A 15,873-nucleotide genomic window follows, 5' to 3' on the forward strand; every position below is an offset into this window, starting at 1 on the left:
ATTTAGAAAAGAGTATACTGAAAAGGGAATATCCATATTTTTGTAAAGAATAAGCGGAGAAATTTACATAATTGTAAAGGGAAATCAAAATAGTAAAAAGAATTAAGAAGTAAAAGAGTGAGTATTATGGAATATAGAACATTTGTAAGTTATTGCGAAAGCTCTTATAGGAAAGTATAATGTAAAGATATGAGCACAGATAGGATTAAGGGGTCAATCTTATATGCTTTGCATATCCACGACAGATACATAGCTAACAGGAAAGTATTAGAATCCGAGTATGTAGTTTTTAAGGAAAATGTTTTTCCTATTGTCGTATATGCAATATGGAGAAACAAAAAGCTAGGAGTGGATTTGTTTGATAAAAAACCCCAAGGTTTTAATATTAACTGCACATTACGGTAACGGTCATGTGCAAGTGGCAAAAACATTAGAACAAACATTTCGCCAAAAAGGAATCGAAGATGTAATTGTATGCGACTTGTTTGGAGAATCACATCCAGTTATAACCGATATTACAAAATATTTATATTTAAAAAGCTATACGGTAGGAAAAGAATTATATCGTTTGTTTTATTATGGTGTAGAGAAAATTTATGATAAAAAAATAGCATCTTGGTATGCGAATTTTGGGAGAAAGCGTTTGAAGACGCTATTACAGGTGGAGAAACCGGATATTGTTATTAATACCTTTCCAATCATCGCTGTACCAGAATTGAAAAAGCAAATAGGTATTTCTATTCCTGTTTATAACGTATTAACGGATTTTTGCGTGCATAAAATATGGATCCATCGAGAAGTAGATCGTTATTTTGTAGCAACCGATCATGTGAAAAAAGTGATGGTTGATATCGGTGTACCCGCAGAACAAATTGTTGAAACAGGGATTCCGATTCGTAGCAGTTTTGAGCTAAAGATAAATCCAGCAATTATATATAATAAATATCAGTTATGTAAGGATAAAAAGATGTTACTAATTGTAGCAGGTGCTCATGGTGTGCTAGGGAGTGTAAAAGAGCTATGCCAGTCATTTATGTCAGTACCAAACTTACAAGTAGTTGTCGTTTGTGGGAAAAACGAAGCTTTAAAGCAGGATTTAATGGAACTACAGGAACAAAGTTCTGATGCTTTAAAAGTATTTGGTTATGTTGAAAACATTGATGAATTGTTCCGTGTTACTTCTTGTATGATTACGAAGCCAGGTGGTATTACATTAAGCGAAGCAGCAGCATTACAAGTACCTGTCATTTTATATAAACCTGTCCCAGGACAAGAGAATGAAAATGCGTTGTATTTTGAAAAAAAAGGGGCTGCAGTTGTAATTCGTGATGATAGTGAAGTTTTTGCAAAAACAGAGGCGTTATTACAAGATGATATGAAGCTTCTTCAGATGAAAGAAGCAATGAAAAGTATTTATCGTCCTGAGCCAGCTGGTCATATTGTGGATACAATTTTGGCAGAAAATCATGCAGAGCCGAATCATATACCTATTAAATCACCAGTTCTTGCCGAATCTTTTACTTAATATGAAACCCTCTTTTAAGCATTTAAAGAGGGTTTTTTTATTGTTGTAAAAAAAATAAACGTGAATTATTAACTTATCCCGCTATTTGTGGGCAGTAAGACCCCTACCTCAAAATTCAGCGAAAGCAAAGAAGTTAGATGGGGATCAACTGCCCGCAAAAGCCCGATTGGTGAGGGCTAATAATCAGTGGGGATAAACAAAACTCCCACTGATTAAAGTTTCACTTTATCCACAAGGGATTACGCTTTCATTAGACAGTAAAATCGGAATATTAACAGCTATATCCACATAATCCACAATTTTTAGAAAAATATCCACAATTCTCACGTTTAGAATTCATTTAAATAAATGAATTCGTAAAATACTTTTGTAATTTATGCACAATTCTACGGTTTTTGTGGATAAGGTTGTCCACAAAAAAAGGTTCCTTATAAATAAGGAACCTTTTTTGCTAATTCATTGGAAAATCTTATGTAATGAAACTGAATAATTAGGGGGGAAACCTTCTAATTATTCAGTTTCACTTTAAATACTTTTTGAGCGATAGCCCGCTGCACGATCTGCTTTTCGAAATTCTCGCTGATAGAGAACTTCTTGTGTACTAGATAATGTGTTTTTTGCTTTATCACGTTTCTTTTTATCCATTACAAATCACCTCGTGTCCTAAAGTCACTATCTATCGTTTCCAAAGACATGGGGTGATATACATATATGTCAAACTAGTAATGATTAATTATTATTTCTGAATTTTTAGATTACGCCTCTTTTAATTGGTTTGCTTCTTGGAATGTTGTATCTCGCATTGTTGCAAGTGTATACTGATCTTTTGGAATTTCATATAAATTATATACTTCTTCATGCGCGTTAATTTCATCATAAACGGCTTTTCTTGTTTCGTTTGCTAGATTTACATATTGTAGTTTTTCGGCAGCTTTAATAGACCGAATATTTATTTTACGAATACGCATAAAAATCGTTTCAATATCTAATTCATAGAAAAGTTCGCTAAAAAATGAATCTTTCGCCAATTTATTATATCCTTTACCATGATATGGTTTGCCAAGCCAAGTTCCGAGGAATCCAGCTTTTTCTTGCACATCAAATAAAGTAATTGTGCCGATGGGGTTACCCCATTCATCTAAAATTGTGCGTGAGATTAATTCTCCACGCTCTTCGGCTTCGATTGTTTGTTTCGTTAAAAATAAATATTCTTCATAAGAATAGGCCTTTTGACGCACAAAAGGGAAGACAGCAGGATCCACCATTAATTCGTATAGAACGTGGCTGTCGTGTAAGTCGCGTTTTTTCAACACACTAACTCCTCCTCACACGAGGGTAGCATGACGAAAAAGCACCCACCCTCGAAATTTTTATATCAATCTTTAAAAAATTTCGGGGTGGGAATCGAACCCACTAGAACCAGTTTCTAACGCTGGTGGCGCACCATTTGCCTTCCCCATTCATCAATTTGAAAATGATAATCACGACACAAATTGATTATGGTTTCATTCAGTTTATAATCGTATAATACTGTATCTAGTCAAAAAAATAAACTAGTTTTTTTTATTTTTTTTGTAAATTATTTTTCCGTCAATCATAGTGAGTACAGGCTTGGCTAAATAATGGAAAGGATGATGTGTCCATAACACGAGGTCAGCATCTTTTCCAACATCAATGCTTCCAATTCTATCCTCCAAACGTAAATTTCGAGCTGGGAAAATAGTGATTCCTTCCAACGCTGTTTTCTCATCTAATCCTTCTCTTACTGCAATGGCAGCGCAAACATTTAAATATTGAATTGGTGTATAAGGGTGGTCGGTTGTAATAGAAACTTCTACTCCATTTTTCGATAAAATATGATAAGTATCCCACGTTTTGTTTTTTAATTCAATTTTCGAACGTCGCGTAAGAGTAGGTCCAACTGAAACTTTTAGATTGTGTTTCGAAAGCTCTTCAACAATAAAGTGTCCTTCTGTACAATGTTCAATACGTAAATCAAGATTGAATTCTGTCGCAAAGCGTAAAGCTGAAGTGATATCATCTGCGCGGTGAGCGTGGATACGTACCGGTATTTCTCGGCGGAGTGCTTTTAAAATAGGTAGCATTCGAAAATCAGCTTCATGCCCGTAGTGTTGTGCGTCATAGAATGATTCACGAAGTAACCCCATAATTCCCATACGTGTTATTGATTCTTTTGTGCCGTTGCTATGGAACTTTTTAGGGTTTTCTCCAAAGGCAATTTTTAAACCAGCAGGTTCCTGAATAATCATATGATCAATACAAGTTCCAGCAGTTTTTATTACGCAAGTAGTACCGCCGATAATGTTTTGGCTTCCGGGCATCACGTGAACAGTCGTAACACCATTTTGTACAGCGTCTTGAAATGCAATATCAAAAGGATGAATCCCGTCTAAAGAACGGATATGTGGTGTTGAAACTTCGGATGTTTCATTTGCATCATTACCAGCCCAACCAGTACCTTCATCGTAGAGGCCAAGGTGAGTATGAACATCAATAAATCCAGGCAAGAGATGAAGAGCTCGTGCATCTATAACGGTCATATCCTGAGTAGTATCAATATGAGGTTTGACCGCGGCAATGCGTTCTCCTATAACGAGTACATCTCCTTGAAACTTTTGGGATGTAATAGGATATACAATGGCTTGTTTGAGCAATATTTTCATAGAGACCTCATTTCCGTCACCTTGTAATGTGTAGAATAGGTTTAGACAAAGTAACTGAAAGGTTTTTCGTGTAGTAATGCTCCGGTGTTTAAAAAGTAAGAAGTCTTGGAGGAGATAGACTACCCGTAAAACTGTATTTTAAAAGTACTACATTGTATGCAAGAGGATATTTTGTAATGCATGGTTAACTGTTGGAAATGTGTATTGATATCCATGTTTAATAGCTTTATTGGGTAATACATGTTGCCCTTCTAATACAAGTATACTCATCTCACCGAGTAAAGCGCGAAGTACAAATGAAGGAACAGGTAGCCAATGAGGTCGCCTAGTTATAGTGGCAATAATTTCACCGAACTCTTTCATCCGTATTGGCGTTGGCGCTGTAATATTAAAAGGTCCGTCAATTTCTTTTTTGTGAATGATGAAATCAATCATGCGAACGACATCGTCTATATGAATCCATGATAACCATTGGTTTCCAGATCCAAGTGTACCGCCGATATATAATTGATAGGGAAGTAGCATTTTTGGAAGAGCTCCTCCATCTGCGCCCAATACGACTCCAAATCTTGTGTAGACAGTTCTTATTCCAATGGAGCGGGCTTTAGATGCTTCTTGCTCCCACAAATATACTGTGTTTGCTAAAAAGTCATCTCCTGAAGTCTCTTGCTGTTCTGTAAAAGATTCGGTTTCAGATGTCCCATAGTATCCAATGGCACTTGCATTAATAAATGTGTGTGGCTTTGTTTCAAGGGTTTGTAATTGTTTAATGAGTCCTTTTGTTGTTTGAATTCTACTGTTTAAAATTAATTCTTTTTGTGTTTTTGTCCATCTACTATTAATAGATTCTCCAGCTAGATTAATAACTACATCGATAGAGGAGAGAGGGAAGGTCTGTAAATCCGGTGTCCACTGTACGTATTGAAGGTTAGTGTGTGAAGTTTCAGTAATTTTTTTTCGAGTAAGAATGTAAACAGTAAATCCCTTTTGAATAAAAAAACTAGAAAGGGATTTGCCTATAAAGCCAGAGCCACCAGAAATTGCGATTTTCACAATCATTTCCTCCTCATTATATATATTCTTGAAAAGAAAAAACGTTCCTTGACTATGTTAAAATAATAGAGAGGTGAGAGTATGACTGTCATTACAAAAATAGAAGTGCAAAAACGATCGAAAGAACGATTTAATATTTATATTGATAAAGGTCAAGGTGAAGAGTACGGGTTTAGTGTGAATCAATCAATCTTAATGAAACATGGGTTACAAAAAGGCTTAGAAATTGATGAAGTAGCGTTAGGGAATATTTTGTACAATGAAGAGGTACAAAAAGCATATTTACAAGCGATTTCCTATTTATCCTATCAAATGAGAACAAAACAAGAAATAGAAGATTTCTTACGAAAAAAAGAAGTGGGACAGGCCATCATCTCTGAAGTCGTTTCGAAATTATTACATGATCGATATATTAATGATAAAGAGTACGCTATTTCATACGTGCGAACGCAAAGTAATGTGAATCAAAAAGGTCCAACTGTTATTAGGAGAGGGCTATTAAGTAAAGGTGTTCAGGATTTAATCATTACACATAGTTTACAAGAGTATCCAAAGGAGAAGCAAATGGAGAATGCTTTGTTTCTTATAGAAAAGAAGAAAAAATCTTATCAAAAGCATTCATTTTTACAAATGAAGCTAAAGTTAGATGAAATGCTTGTTCGTAAAGGATATTCTAGAGATGTGATTCAAATTTGCTTGGAAGAATTGAAAGACGAAAAAGATGACGAACAGCAACAAGAAGCGTTACACTATCATGGGAATAAATATTATGAGAAATATAAGAAGTATGATGGTTGGACATTCGAAAATAAGGTGAAGCAAGCGTTATATCGAAAAGGATTCTCTATTGATGAGATAGATATATTTTTACAAATGAAACGTGAAGAGGGATGAGGAAATAAGATGGGTACGCCAAAACGCTACAGTGAAATGACACCACATGAGCTAAGGGAAGAAATTGGGGTTTTGAAGGAGCAAGCAGTAAAGGCTGAGCAACTTGGAATTGTAAATGAATTCGATGTATTAATGAGAAAAATGGCTATGGCTCGTGCTTATATGATAGATATAAATAAATTCCATATTGGTGAGACATATGAATTAGTAGAAGAACCTGGTGTGGTATTTAAAATTACGTATTTCAATGGGGTATTTGCTTGGGGATATAAGCAACATGATAATGAAGAGATTGGAATACCAATTTCCTTGCTGCAGGAAAAATAAAAACCAGAGAGTGAATATCTCTCTGGTTTTCATCTTTGGTAGGCGTTAAAGGAGATAGGAGATTCTAAAATTGGCGTTTTTTACATTCGTTTGCCAGTATAATGAGAGACTGGGTTTGTTGCGTCTGTCCATTAACTTGCGCTTTCGCATGTTTTGGACGAGTCCACGTATGGTTAAATAATTCAGAACGACGATCTAAATGGTCACGGTAGCTCATCTTTATCACCTCGTGTAGGAATTTAATTTGTACTACTCTTCCTGCTGATTTGCAGCACGCATACGCTCTTGTGGGTGCGTGTTAATTGTGCCGTTAGGTCGTTTCGAAGCGAAGCGTGATTTCGCTTTCGGTTGACCGTCGATTTTGCTGTTGTTTTTTGACTCAGACCAAAATTCGGCTTGTCTACCCATTAAGAACGCCCCCTCATTATCAGTCGATACCCCTTTAAGAAGTATCACTTATAGAATGTGCAAAATAGAAGAAACTATCCTTTAGAAATTAAGGGAATAAATAGGTAAAAGGAGAATAGAACATGAATGATATTTATGAAACATTAACGAAAGAATTATTAGATAAAAATGACAACCTTTCTTACGCACAAGCTCGTGCATGGGTTGAATTACTGTGGGAAGACTTCCGAACAACTTATGCTAAATCAGGTCGTTACCAAGGTGAGGAAATGACTGAACAAGTGGTACGAACATGGGTTAATAATCATGGAGGGCGCCTTCATGAAATGCGTACAAATAATCCGAAGTATAGCCATTTAATCAATCAAGAAGATCATTTGAAACATTAAAAAAAGCGACGTAGGTCGCTTTTTTTAATGTGGAAGCAATTCCAGTTTCTTTCGAAGTTTCTCTTCGCTGAAAATCCATCCTGTATATGAACTAATAATATTTAAATTTTGATCGAGCTGAACGATTGCGACGAATGGATAATAATCTTTACTTCGATACCGCAAATCAATAAATCGAACTTCATAATAGTTATCATAATCGAAAATATCCCAGCGATATACAGGCGAGAAAGATAAGAAAGCAGATATATTTTCATCTCGCACAGCGGCTTGCATAATGGCGGTATTCGGGAACGGTACGCGATTAAATTTATCGTATACAAGGATGTTACCGCGGTGCCATCTTGCTACGTAGTAATGTTCAGTTGTAACGACGGCTAAATGATAATGATAAAATTTGTAAGAAGGAGAAATAATTACTTTCTCTACATTTTTGAAACGTTTGTATACTACACTTTTAATATTTCGATGCATCATAATGCGGCCGATGTAGTAAACAAACATTAATATATACGCTGCTAAAGCAGTATAGCCTTTATGTGCTCCGACAAGCATACAGGCGATAGCTAGTATATGGATAAAGAAAATGACAGTATCAAATGTATTAATTATGCCGAGCGCTACCCATTTTTTTGTGAAGGGCCTTAATGCCTGTGTACCATAGGCATTGAAAATATCCACAAAGACATGAAGAAAGACGGCAATAAATGACCAAAGTAGTAGATGCAGATAGGGAGCGTCTGAAAAGAAGGCGAAAGAGATGCCACTTATAAGCAGTGACCAAAGGATCACTGCAGGGATGGAATGAGTAATCCCGCGATGATTTCTTATATATTTAGCGTTATTACGCAATTTTAAAACTGTATCGATGTCAGGAATATTGGAACCGGCAATTGTTGCAAGCATCACTGCTTGTGGCCCAATATCACTTTGTGCTATAGCTGGATCTAATGTTGCCAAACTGCCTAGAGTAACGCCCATAACAAGGTGAGTGGCTGTGTCCATAGAAATCCACCTCCGTTTTTTATTAATGTAACTCTTTTTATTCGATACCTCAAGTCCTTTGCCTTCTATTTCCTATGTCATCTTACTTAAATTTTTTCCTAAAATCTTTATAATAGTACGTATATGCAAAAAAATGAGGGGGATCAAGTTTGACACTTGAAATATTAAATGAGTTTAACATAGAACAGTTTCAAAATGATTTAATTGGTTGGTTTGAAAAAGAACAACGTGATTTACCGTGGCGAAAAAATAAAGATCCATACCGTGTTTGGGTTTCAGAAATTATGTTACAGCAAACAAGGGTAGAGGCTGTAAAACCATATTACGCAAATTTTATGGGGAAGTTTCCTACGCTTGAAGCGCTAGCAACTGCCGATGATGAAGAAGTATTAAAAGCATGGGAAGGCTTAGGTTATTATTCTAGAGCACGAAATTTACATGCTGCAGTAAAAGAGGTAAAGGAAGTATACGGCGGGACAGTACCGAGCGATGTAAAGAAAATTGAAAAATTAAAAGGAGTGGGACCATATACAAAAGGTGCCATTTTAAGTATTGCATATGGCATACCAGAGCCAGCGGTTGATGGAAATGTTATGCGCGTATTATCTCGTATTTTATCAGTGTGGGATGATATTGCAAAACCGAAAACGAGAAAAGTTTTTGAAGAGATTGTGCGTGAAATTATTTCTATAGAAAATCCATCTTATTTTAACCAAGGTTTGATGGAATTAGGGGCATTAATTTGTATACCGAAAAATCCATCTTGTTTACTTTGTCCTGTACGTGAACATTGCAGAGGGTATGCTGAAGGTGTTCAAAAAGAACTACCAGTGAAGAGTAAAGCGAAAGCACCTACAATGGTACCGCTCGTTGCGGGAGTACTTCAAACTGAAGATGGCCGTTACGTAATTAATAAACGCCCAAGTACGGGATTACTGGCTAATATGTGGGAGTTCCCGAATATTGAACTAAGTGAAGGTATTCGTAATCAAAAACAACAGCTTACGGATTATATGAAGGAGAGCTTTGATCTCTCTGTTTCTATTGATGAATACGCGATGAATGTACAACATACTTTTACACATCGTACTTGGGATATCTTCATATTTTACGGAAAAGTAACAGGTAATATTGTCGAAACGGATACATTAAAGTTTGTATCGAAAGAAGCGTTTGAACAGTTACCTTTCTCGAAATCACATCGTACAATTTACGAAAAGTGTGTTGAGAAAATTACAATGCAGTAAAGTGAAACTTTAATCAGTGGGGGTTTTCTTCATCCCCCACTGATTATTAGCCCTCACCAATCGGGCTTTTATGGGCAGCCCGACCCCAACCTAACTTCTTTGCTTTCGCTGCATTTTGAGGTGGGGTCTTACTGCCCGGCAAATAGCGGGATAAATAATAAAAACGTGTTCCAGAACTTTGGAACACGTTTTTTTATATTGAAAATAAATTTGTATTTTGAGGTTGAAAATCCACGCGTTTATAATCCGCCCCGTGACTCGATTTCTTTAACAACTTCTTTATAAATCGTTTGTCCCTCTACATTTAGATAAGGCATAATTTGCTGAAATGAATGATGAAAATAAGCTAATTCATCCTCTTTCCATTCATTTTTGGAAATCATAGTTAGCTCAGTCATATCACGTCCAGTATACATATTCCCACCTCCATCATATGTAGTTTGAATGAGTGATAAGAGATATATACGTGAATTTTTAAAAAGAAAATTAGGGATAACTTCTAAGTGAATTGGTTACATTATTGATTGTGGAGGTGAGAAAGATGAGTAAAAAACAACAAGGTTATAATAAGGCAACTTCTGGTGCTAGCATTCAAAGTACAAATGCTAGCTATGGTACAGAGTTTGCAACTGAAACGAATGTACAAGCAGTAAAACAAGCGAACGCACAATCAGAGGCACAGAAAGCACAAGCTTCTGCTGCTCAAAGTGCAAATGCTAGTTATGGTACAGAGTTTGCAACTGAAACAGATGTGCATGCAGTGAAAAAACAAAATGCACAATCAGCTGCAAAACAATCACAATCTTCTAGTTCAAACGAGTAATGAAAGAAAAACACTTCTCCAATTTGAAGTGAACCCGAATAGTGGTACATGAAAAAAACACCTCCTGAATTCGCATACTAAGTATGCAAATTCAATGGAGGTGTTTTTTCGTATGACGACAAGAGTTCATTACCCAGAAGAAACAAAGTGGAAAGTAATTGAAATGAAGAAAGATGGTTATTCAAATCGTACAATTATGGAGAAACTCGGAATTAAAAATGTTTCCCAAATTAAGACATGGATGAAATGGTATCGTACAGATCAAACGTATCGTTTTCAACAACCTGTAGGAAAACAATATTCTTATGGAAAAGGACCAAAAGAGCTCAGTGAATTAGAACAACTGCGTTTAGAAAATAAGCATCTAAAAACAAAATTACTTGTATGGGGAAAGTATCTGGAAATCGAAAGGGGCTGAAACCAGAAACTGTAGTTACTTTATGGAAAAATGTAAAAACAAAAATAACGATAAAAGAATTGTGTAACGTATTAGAATTACCCCGTTCCACATTTTATCGCTGGTTACAACGAACGGAAGATCGGAAAGATGATATAGAAGAGAAAGTAAAGGACGTCTGTCTTAGGCATAAATTTCGGTATGGATATCGAAGAGTGACCGCTACTCTTCAAAAAATGGGACTGTGTGTCAATCATAAAAAAGTATTACGAATCATGAGACAAAATCACATTCTTTCAAAAGTACGTCGAAAGAAAAAGAAATATATCAATGGTGCGGAACCAATGGTAGCCCCTCATCGATTGGAGCGTGAATTCGATGCATCCAGACCAAATGAAAAGTGGTTTACAGATGTGACGTATCTCTTATTTGGAGAGCGTACCTTGTATTTATCAACGATCATGGATGCCTTTAATCGTGAAATTATTAGTTGTGTCATCAGCGAAACACAAACACTGACATTAGCGATGAAGACATTGAAACAAGCAATGAGAGGGCGAAGAGTAAAAGATGTTCTTCTTCACTCGGATCAAGGAAGTATTTATACAGCAAAAGAATTTCAAGCGTATGCCAAAGAAAACGGCATTATCACCAGCATGTCCCGGAGAGGAAATTGCCATGATAATGCCGTCATGGAAAGCTTCTTTGGTCATTTGAAAAGTGAAGCTTTCTATTCACAAGAGATAACAAAAGTATCCAACACAACTGTGCGAAAAATTGTGCTAGAATACATTCATTACTACAATTGTGTGCGAATTCAAGAAAAATTAAACCACCTATCCCCTAAAGAATTTAGGGAACAAGTGGTTTAGGTGTTTTGATTGGTGTCCCGTTTTCGGGGTTCACTTCAATTCGAGAGAAGTGTTTTCTTTGTGTGCGTGTCACTGTAATGAAAATAAAGGGAACGACATAACTTCTAATAAGTCAACAAATATAGTCAAAGGAGAAAGAAGTTCACGATTAGAAAATATGTAATAGGAATTATAAATGGCGAATGAATTAAAAAGGGGGTAAGTGATGAACGATTTTGATAAGTTGGTAGGAGAGCAGTTGGAAACGATGGATGAGCTTTTAAAGTTACAATCACATTTAGAGAAGTATCAGCAAATTGAAATGAGTGGAAGGGATACGTGCGATAAAAAAGAATTGCATTTTATCCGTCAAGAAATATACAGAACAGAAATAGCATTAAAACTTTTGCATGAAAAATTTGAACAGCAAACGAATAATGTGATTCAATCTTTTGAAACCGAAAAAATAATTTCAAATTAAGGGTGAGATATGTTGTTGATTTTAGGTGAAAAGTCCTTTCTTAAACAGAGGTGAGGGGGCTTTTCTTTTTGTTATATCTTCGTTTAATCTTCTAAAATACGTATTGCTAATTCATAGGAAATGTTCCTTCGTTAAAAGGGTTAGTGATGGGGTATTCAATAATACAAACTTCATTATATTCCTCATGAAAACAAGTGTCCTATCGCTTTAGTTTTAAAATTTTGACAAAAAAGTTATAATAGAAAAAAAGTGAATGCAGTTCAAGGGGTAGTTAAGACAACTTAAGAAAAGCATTTGCGGTTGAAAGAAGGGAGCATATATGGGATTTCCCAAAGAAGGAGAAAAGGTACAAATACATAGTTATAAACATAATGGCTCCATTCATAGAATGTGGGAAGAGACAACAATTTTAAAAGGGACGCAGAGCCTTGTGATCGGAGCAAATGATCGTACAGTAGTTACGGAATCAGATGGTCGAACATGGGTTACTCGCGAACCTGCGATTTGTTACTTCCATGCTAATTATTGGTTTAATGTAATTGGAATGCTGAGAGAAGAAGGAGTATATTATTATTGTAATTTAAGTTCTCCTTTTGCATATGACTCTGAAGCATTAAAGTATATTGATTACGACTTAGACATTAAAGTGTACCCAGATATGACATATACACTTTTGGATGAAGATGAGTATGAAAAGCATAGTCAAATCATGCAGTATCCACCTGTTATTGATACAATTTTAAAACGAAATGTAGCACATTTAACACAGTGGATTCATCAAAGAAAAGGTCCATTCGCACCGGATTTCGTAGATATGTGGTACGAAAGATATTTAATGTACAGAAATTAAAACAAACCTGCAGGGAATTTCCCGGCAGGTTTGTCCTATTAGAGGGGGGATTATGTGCAAGGTATAAAAAGATATTTACAATTTGTTAAACCATATCGATGGCTTATTGCTATTACAATTATTATTGGTCTTGTGAAGTTCGGTATCCCGCTTATTATGCCATGGTTATTAAAGTATATTATTGATGATGTTATTCAAGGCACGGGATCGCTTCAAGAAAAAACGTCTCAATTAATAACCGCAATTGGGATTGCTTTTTTTATTTTTGCAGTAGTAAGACCGCCGATAGAATATTATCGTCAATATTTCGCGCAGCGCATTGCCAATACAATACTATACGATTTACGAAAATACATTTTTGGGCACTTGCAAAAATTGAGCTTACGTTATTATTCGAACACAAAAACAGGGGAGCTTATTTCACGTGTAATCCATGATGTAGAACAAACGAAGGACTTTGTAATTACTGGTCTTATGAATGTCTGGTTAGATACTGCAACAATTGTTATTGCCATTATCGTTATGTTTTCTATGAATATAAAATTAACCTTTGTTGCTTTATTAATCTTACCTATTTATGTAGTTGCAGTGAAATATTTTTTCGGGCGCCTTCGAAAATTGACGAAAGAGCGCTCGCAAGCGTTAGCAACTATGCAAGGGTATTTACATGAACGTATTCAAGGGATGCAAGTGACACGTAGTTTTGCATTAGAAGAGTATGAAAGAGGACAGTTTGAAAAGAGAAATAATGAATTTTTAACGAAAGCACTAACTCATACGAGTTGGACGGCGAGAACGTTTTCGGTAGTGAATACGTTAACGGATTTAGGGCCGTTACTTGTTATTGGTTTTGCGGCATATGAGGTAATTCAAGGGTCGTTAACACTGGGTACGATGGTTGCTTTTGTTGGATATATGGATAGTTTATATAGTCCGCTTCGTCGCCTTGTTAATTCATCTACAACATTAACACAGTCTTTCGCCTCGATGGATCGAGTGTTTGAATTGTTGGATGAAAAATACGATATTGTTAATGTGCCAAATGCGGTGCAAACGAAAAGGCTAGATGGGGAAGTTATATTTGATAATGTTTCTTTTCGTTATAATGCGGATGAAAAAGAAATATTGCATAATCTGTCATTAACTATGCGCCCGGGAGAGAAGGTTGCGCTTGTAGGGGCAAGCGGAGGAGGAAAGTCATCTCTTGCTAGTTTAATTCCGCGTTTTTACGATGTTTCTGAAGGTGCAGTTTATATAGACGGGATAGATGTAAGAAAGTATAATATGAGAAATTTACGTAGTCATATTGGAATTGTGCTACAAGATAATTTATTATTTAGCGATACAATCGGGGCTAATATTTTATATGGCAATCCGAAAGCTACAGAGGCGGAAGTGATTTCAGCTGCCAAAGCTGCACAAATTCATAATTTTATTACAGAGTTGCCAGAGGGCTATGATACTGTCGTTGGGGAACGTGGTGTGAAATTATCTGGTGGACAAAGACAGCGTGTAGCAATCGCACGGGTTTTTCTAAAGAATCCGTCTTTACTTATATTAGATGAAGCAACTTCCGCTTTAGATTTAGAAAATGAACGATATATTCAAGAGGCACTGCAAACGTTAGCTGCAGATCGGACAACAATTATTATTGCACATCGATTAGCGACGATTACGCATGTTGATACAATTATTTATGTTGAAGATGGTGAAATAAAAGAAAAGGGTTCTCATGAAGAGTTAATGAAAAAGAGGGGGTTTTATTACAATCTATATCAACTTCAGCATATAACAGAAACAGCTCCTTTAGCGTAAAAGGAGCTGTTTTTTTATTCGTCTTCTTTTTTATCTTCGATTTGGAGTTCGCTTTCTGGTTTATGGTATGTGTAGAAGCTATCCACAAGTAAATCTAAATGCTCTACTTCCTCACTGTAGTTAATAATTGAAGAAATAAGAGGGAAGAGGTGTAACCATATTTTATATGCTTCCTCATCGTCTTTATTTTGATAATCCATAAAGATATCAATCAATTCTTGTTTACCGGTTTCAACTTCATCAAGCATCTCAACGGATTGTTGTTTCTTTGCTTTACCAATAAATTTTAATAACACTTGTTCGTGATAATGCGTTAATGAATCAAGTTCGTTTTGAATAGATTCCTGAAACTCTTCTGGCATATAGCGCAGTTCATTTTCGGTGCGATGTAATGATTTTAACGTGCTTAAAGCGCGGCTTGTTGTCGCTAACATTTGTCTGAATAAAACGAGCTTACGAATTTTCGCGAATTGTATTTTTTTCGTATAGCTTCTTTCTTCTTTATACAGCAAATAGTAATGATTTAGTTTAATCATTTTTTCTTTCATGCGATCGATATCGGTTTTTAGCGTTGTAAAATCAGAAGCTTGCCTACTGTTCATACGAATCCATTTAACAATTTCCTCTGTATTATCAACGATGCGATGGTAAAGTTTTGTTTCATATTTTGGCGGCATAAATACTAAATTTACAAGCGAAGCCGCAATAATTCCAATCATAATCGTCGCGAATCGAAGTAAGGCAAAATTAAAGAAATCTTCGCCTTGATACTCCATAATGGCGATAACTGTTACTAAAGCGAGTGATATTGTTTTTTCTAAGCGTAATTGTAAAGTAAGAGCAATTACTAATATACACGTTAATCCAATAATAAAAGGATTATGTCCAAAAGCAGTAGCAAATACGATAGCGAATACAGCACCAATTACGTTTGCTTGAATTTGCTCAAGAGCAGTTAAATACGAGCGGTATACAGACGGTTGAACAGCAAAGATAGCTGAGATTCCCGCAAATACAGGACTCGGTAATTGAAGTAAAATACAAGCAAATAAAGCTAATGTAATGGCAATACCCGTTTTTAAAATGCGAGCACCAAGTTTCATACCCTTATTGATATCCTTTCT

At 35.8% G+C, this 15,873-nt stretch carries 19 protein-coding genes; 10 read left to right on the forward strand and 9 right to left on the reverse strand.

From position 1 onward, the window contains the following. Window positions 1–358 precede the first annotated feature (358 nt). Window positions 359–1,525 carry a diglucosyl diacylglycerol synthase gene (locus tag QCI77_RS02580; protein WP_002139554.1) on the forward strand — a complete coding sequence of 389 codons (1,167 nt, stop codon included), beginning with the start codon at window positions 359–361 and terminating at the stop codon, window positions 1,523–1,525. A 525-nt stretch (window positions 1,526–2,050) separates the two neighbouring features. Here QCI77_RS02580 and QCI77_RS02585 read toward each other — a convergent pair. The 4 genes from QCI77_RS02585 to QCI77_RS02600 all read right to left on the reverse strand — a co-directional run bounded on the left by QCI77_RS02585 (window position 2,051) and on the right by QCI77_RS02600 (window position 5,262). Further along, complete coding sequence (locus QCI77_RS02585) at window positions 2,051–2,170, reverse strand: YfhE family protein (protein WP_000358484.1); 120 nt, start codon at window positions 2,168–2,170, stop codon at window positions 2,051–2,053. Between the two features lie 110 nt (window positions 2,171–2,280). After that, complete coding sequence (locus QCI77_RS02590) at window positions 2,281–2,838, reverse strand: GNAT family N-acetyltransferase (RefSeq protein ID WP_113770734.1); 558 nt, start codon at window positions 2,836–2,838, stop codon at window positions 2,281–2,283. A 240-nt stretch (window positions 2,839–3,078) separates the two neighbouring features. Next, window positions 3,079–4,209, reverse strand: a complete 1,131-nt coding sequence (locus tag QCI77_RS02595; protein ID WP_002010318.1) for an amidohydrolase — start codon at window positions 4,207–4,209, stop codon at window positions 3,079–3,081. 147 nt (window positions 4,210–4,356) lie between these two features. Further along, window positions 4,357–5,262 (reverse strand): TIGR01777 family oxidoreductase, encoded by a 906-nt coding sequence (locus QCI77_RS02600; protein WP_353824474.1) that lies wholly within the window; start codon window positions 5,260–5,262, stop codon window positions 4,357–4,359. An 81-nt stretch (window positions 5,263–5,343) separates the two neighbouring features. Between QCI77_RS02600 and recX the strand changes: the two genes are divergently transcribed. Together recX and QCI77_RS02610 are read left to right on the forward strand one after the other, a co-directional pair. Further along, window positions 5,344–6,156: a recombination regulator RecX gene (gene recX / locus QCI77_RS02605; RefSeq protein WP_002029629.1), complete on the forward strand. Its 813-nt coding sequence runs from the start codon at window positions 5,344–5,346 to the stop codon at window positions 6,154–6,156. A gap of 9 nt (window positions 6,157–6,165) precedes the next feature. After that, entirely contained in the window at window positions 6,166–6,483 is a 318-nt protein-coding gene (locus tag QCI77_RS02610) for a YfhH family protein (protein ID WP_002010323.1), read from the forward strand. A 64-nt stretch (window positions 6,484–6,547) separates the two neighbouring features. On the opposite strand, the gene QCI77_RS02615 is transcribed toward QCI77_RS02610, so the two are convergent. Both QCI77_RS02615 and QCI77_RS02620 read right to left on the reverse strand, forming a co-directional pair. Next, entirely contained in the window at window positions 6,548–6,700 is a 153-nt protein-coding gene (locus QCI77_RS02615; protein WP_002010325.1) for a YpzG family protein, read from the reverse strand. Window positions 6,701–6,732: 32 nt separating this feature from the next. After that, the gene (locus tag QCI77_RS02620; protein WP_002010326.1) at window positions 6,733–6,891 is read right to left on the reverse strand and encodes a small, acid-soluble spore protein K; all 159 of its coding nucleotides are present in this window, start codon (window positions 6,889–6,891) and stop codon (window positions 6,733–6,735) included. Window positions 6,892–7,013: 122 nt separating this feature from the next. Between QCI77_RS02620 and QCI77_RS02625 the strand changes: the two genes are divergently transcribed. Further along, window positions 7,014–7,280 (forward strand): YfhJ family protein, encoded by a 267-nt coding sequence (locus QCI77_RS02625; protein ID WP_002010328.1) that lies wholly within the window; start codon window positions 7,014–7,016, stop codon window positions 7,278–7,280. Between the two features lie 24 nt (window positions 7,281–7,304). On the opposite strand, the gene QCI77_RS02630 is transcribed toward QCI77_RS02625, so the two are convergent. Further along, complete coding sequence (locus QCI77_RS02630; RefSeq protein WP_002125060.1) at window positions 7,305–8,285, reverse strand: metal-dependent hydrolase; 981 nt, start codon at window positions 8,283–8,285, stop codon at window positions 7,305–7,307. A gap of 149 nt (window positions 8,286–8,434) precedes the next feature. Between QCI77_RS02630 and mutY the strand changes: the two genes are divergently transcribed. Beyond that, the gene (gene mutY / locus QCI77_RS02635; protein ID WP_002091125.1) at window positions 8,435–9,532 is read left to right on the forward strand and encodes an A/G-specific adenine glycosylase; all 1,098 of its coding nucleotides are present in this window, start codon (window positions 8,435–8,437) and stop codon (window positions 9,530–9,532) included. Between the two features lie 239 nt (window positions 9,533–9,771). Here mutY and QCI77_RS02640 read toward each other — a convergent pair whose 3' ends face one another. Continuing rightward, the gene (locus QCI77_RS02640; RefSeq protein WP_002091123.1) at window positions 9,772–9,948 is read right to left on the reverse strand and encodes a hypothetical protein; all 177 of its coding nucleotides are present in this window, start codon (window positions 9,946–9,948) and stop codon (window positions 9,772–9,774) included. Window positions 9,949–10,073: 125 nt separating this feature from the next. On the opposite strand from QCI77_RS02640, the gene QCI77_RS02645 reads away from it, so the two are divergent. The 5 genes from QCI77_RS02645 to QCI77_RS02665 all read left to right on the forward strand — a co-directional run bounded on the left by QCI77_RS02645 (window position 10,074) and on the right by QCI77_RS02665 (window position 14,749). Further along, entirely contained in the window at window positions 10,074–10,355 is a 282-nt protein-coding gene (locus tag QCI77_RS02645) for a gamma-type small acid-soluble spore protein (protein WP_002125062.1), read from the forward strand. A 112-nt stretch (window positions 10,356–10,467) separates the two neighbouring features. Next, window positions 10,468–11,624 (forward strand): IS3 family transposase gene (locus tag QCI77_RS02650; RefSeq protein WP_088121373.1). Its coding sequence is split into 2 segments (ribosomal slippage): window positions 10,468–10,720 and window positions 10,720–11,624, totalling 1,158 coding nucleotides; the frame shifts between segments, so codons are not numbered across the junction. 205 nt (window positions 11,625–11,829) lie between these two features. Then, window positions 11,830–12,084, forward strand: a complete 255-nt coding sequence (locus QCI77_RS02655) for a YgaB family protein (RefSeq protein ID WP_002010338.1) — start codon at window positions 11,830–11,832, stop codon at window positions 12,082–12,084. Between the two features lie 319 nt (window positions 12,085–12,403). Further along, window positions 12,404–12,934, forward strand: a complete 531-nt coding sequence (gene ntdP, locus QCI77_RS02660; RefSeq protein ID WP_000506630.1) for a nucleoside tri-diphosphate phosphatase — start codon at window positions 12,404–12,406, stop codon at window positions 12,932–12,934. 54 nt (window positions 12,935–12,988) lie between these two features. Beyond that, window positions 12,989–14,749 carry an ABC transporter ATP-binding protein gene (locus QCI77_RS02665; RefSeq protein WP_002091119.1) on the forward strand — a complete coding sequence of 587 codons (1,761 nt, stop codon included), beginning with the start codon at window positions 12,989–12,991 and terminating at the stop codon, window positions 14,747–14,749. Between the two features lie 14 nt (window positions 14,750–14,763). On the opposite strand, the gene QCI77_RS02670 is transcribed toward QCI77_RS02665, so the two are convergent. After that, window positions 14,764–15,852 (reverse strand): aromatic acid exporter family protein, encoded by a 1,089-nt coding sequence (locus tag QCI77_RS02670; RefSeq protein WP_002063696.1) that lies wholly within the window; start codon window positions 15,850–15,852, stop codon window positions 14,764–14,766. Between the last annotated feature and the right edge of the window lie 21 nt (window positions 15,853–15,873).

It is taken from the genome of Bacillus cereus group sp. MG9 (genome assembly GCF_040459995.1).
Classification (GTDB): domain Bacteria; phylum Bacillota; class Bacilli; order Bacillales; family Bacillaceae_G; genus Bacillus_A; species Bacillus_A mycoides.

Coding starts and splice junctions, on each gene's coding strand:
- QCI77_RS02585 (WP_000358484.1), bottom strand. CDS start 2,170: ATGGATAAAAAGAAACGTGATAAAGCAAAAAACACATTATCTAGTACA.
- QCI77_RS02595 (WP_002010318.1), bottom strand. CDS start 4,209: ATGAAAATATTGCTCAAACAAGCCATTGTATATCCTATTACATCCCAA.
- recX (WP_002029629.1), top strand. CDS start 5,344: ATGACTGTCATTACAAAAATAGAAGTGCAAAAACGATCGAAAGAACGA.
- QCI77_RS02610 (WP_002010323.1), top strand. CDS start 6,166: ATGGGTACGCCAAAACGCTACAGTGAAATGACACCACATGAGCTAAGG.
- QCI77_RS02615 (WP_002010325.1), bottom strand. CDS start 6,700: ATGAGCTACCGTGACCATTTAGATCGTCGTTCTGAATTATTTAACCAT.
- QCI77_RS02620 (WP_002010326.1), bottom strand. CDS start 6,891: ATGGGTAGACAAGCCGAATTTTGGTCTGAGTCAAAAAACAACAGCAAA.
- QCI77_RS02625 (WP_002010328.1), top strand. CDS start 7,014: ATGAATGATATTTATGAAACATTAACGAAAGAATTATTAGATAAAAAT.
- QCI77_RS02630 (WP_002125060.1), bottom strand. CDS start 8,285: ATGGACACAGCCACTCACCTTGTTATGGGCGTTACTCTAGGCAGTTTG.
- QCI77_RS02640 (WP_002091123.1), bottom strand. CDS start 9,948: ATGTATACTGGACGTGATATGACTGAGCTAACTATGATTTCCAAAAAT.
- QCI77_RS02645 (WP_002125062.1), top strand. CDS start 10,074: ATGAGTAAAAAACAACAAGGTTATAATAAGGCAACTTCTGGTGCTAGC.
- QCI77_RS02655 (WP_002010338.1), top strand. CDS start 11,830: ATGAACGATTTTGATAAGTTGGTAGGAGAGCAGTTGGAAACGATGGAT.
- ntdP (WP_000506630.1), top strand. CDS start 12,404: ATGGGATTTCCCAAAGAAGGAGAAAAGGTACAAATACATAGTTATAAA.
- QCI77_RS02670 (WP_002063696.1), bottom strand. CDS start 15,852: ATGAAACTTGGTGCTCGCATTTTAAAAACGGGTATTGCCATTACATTA.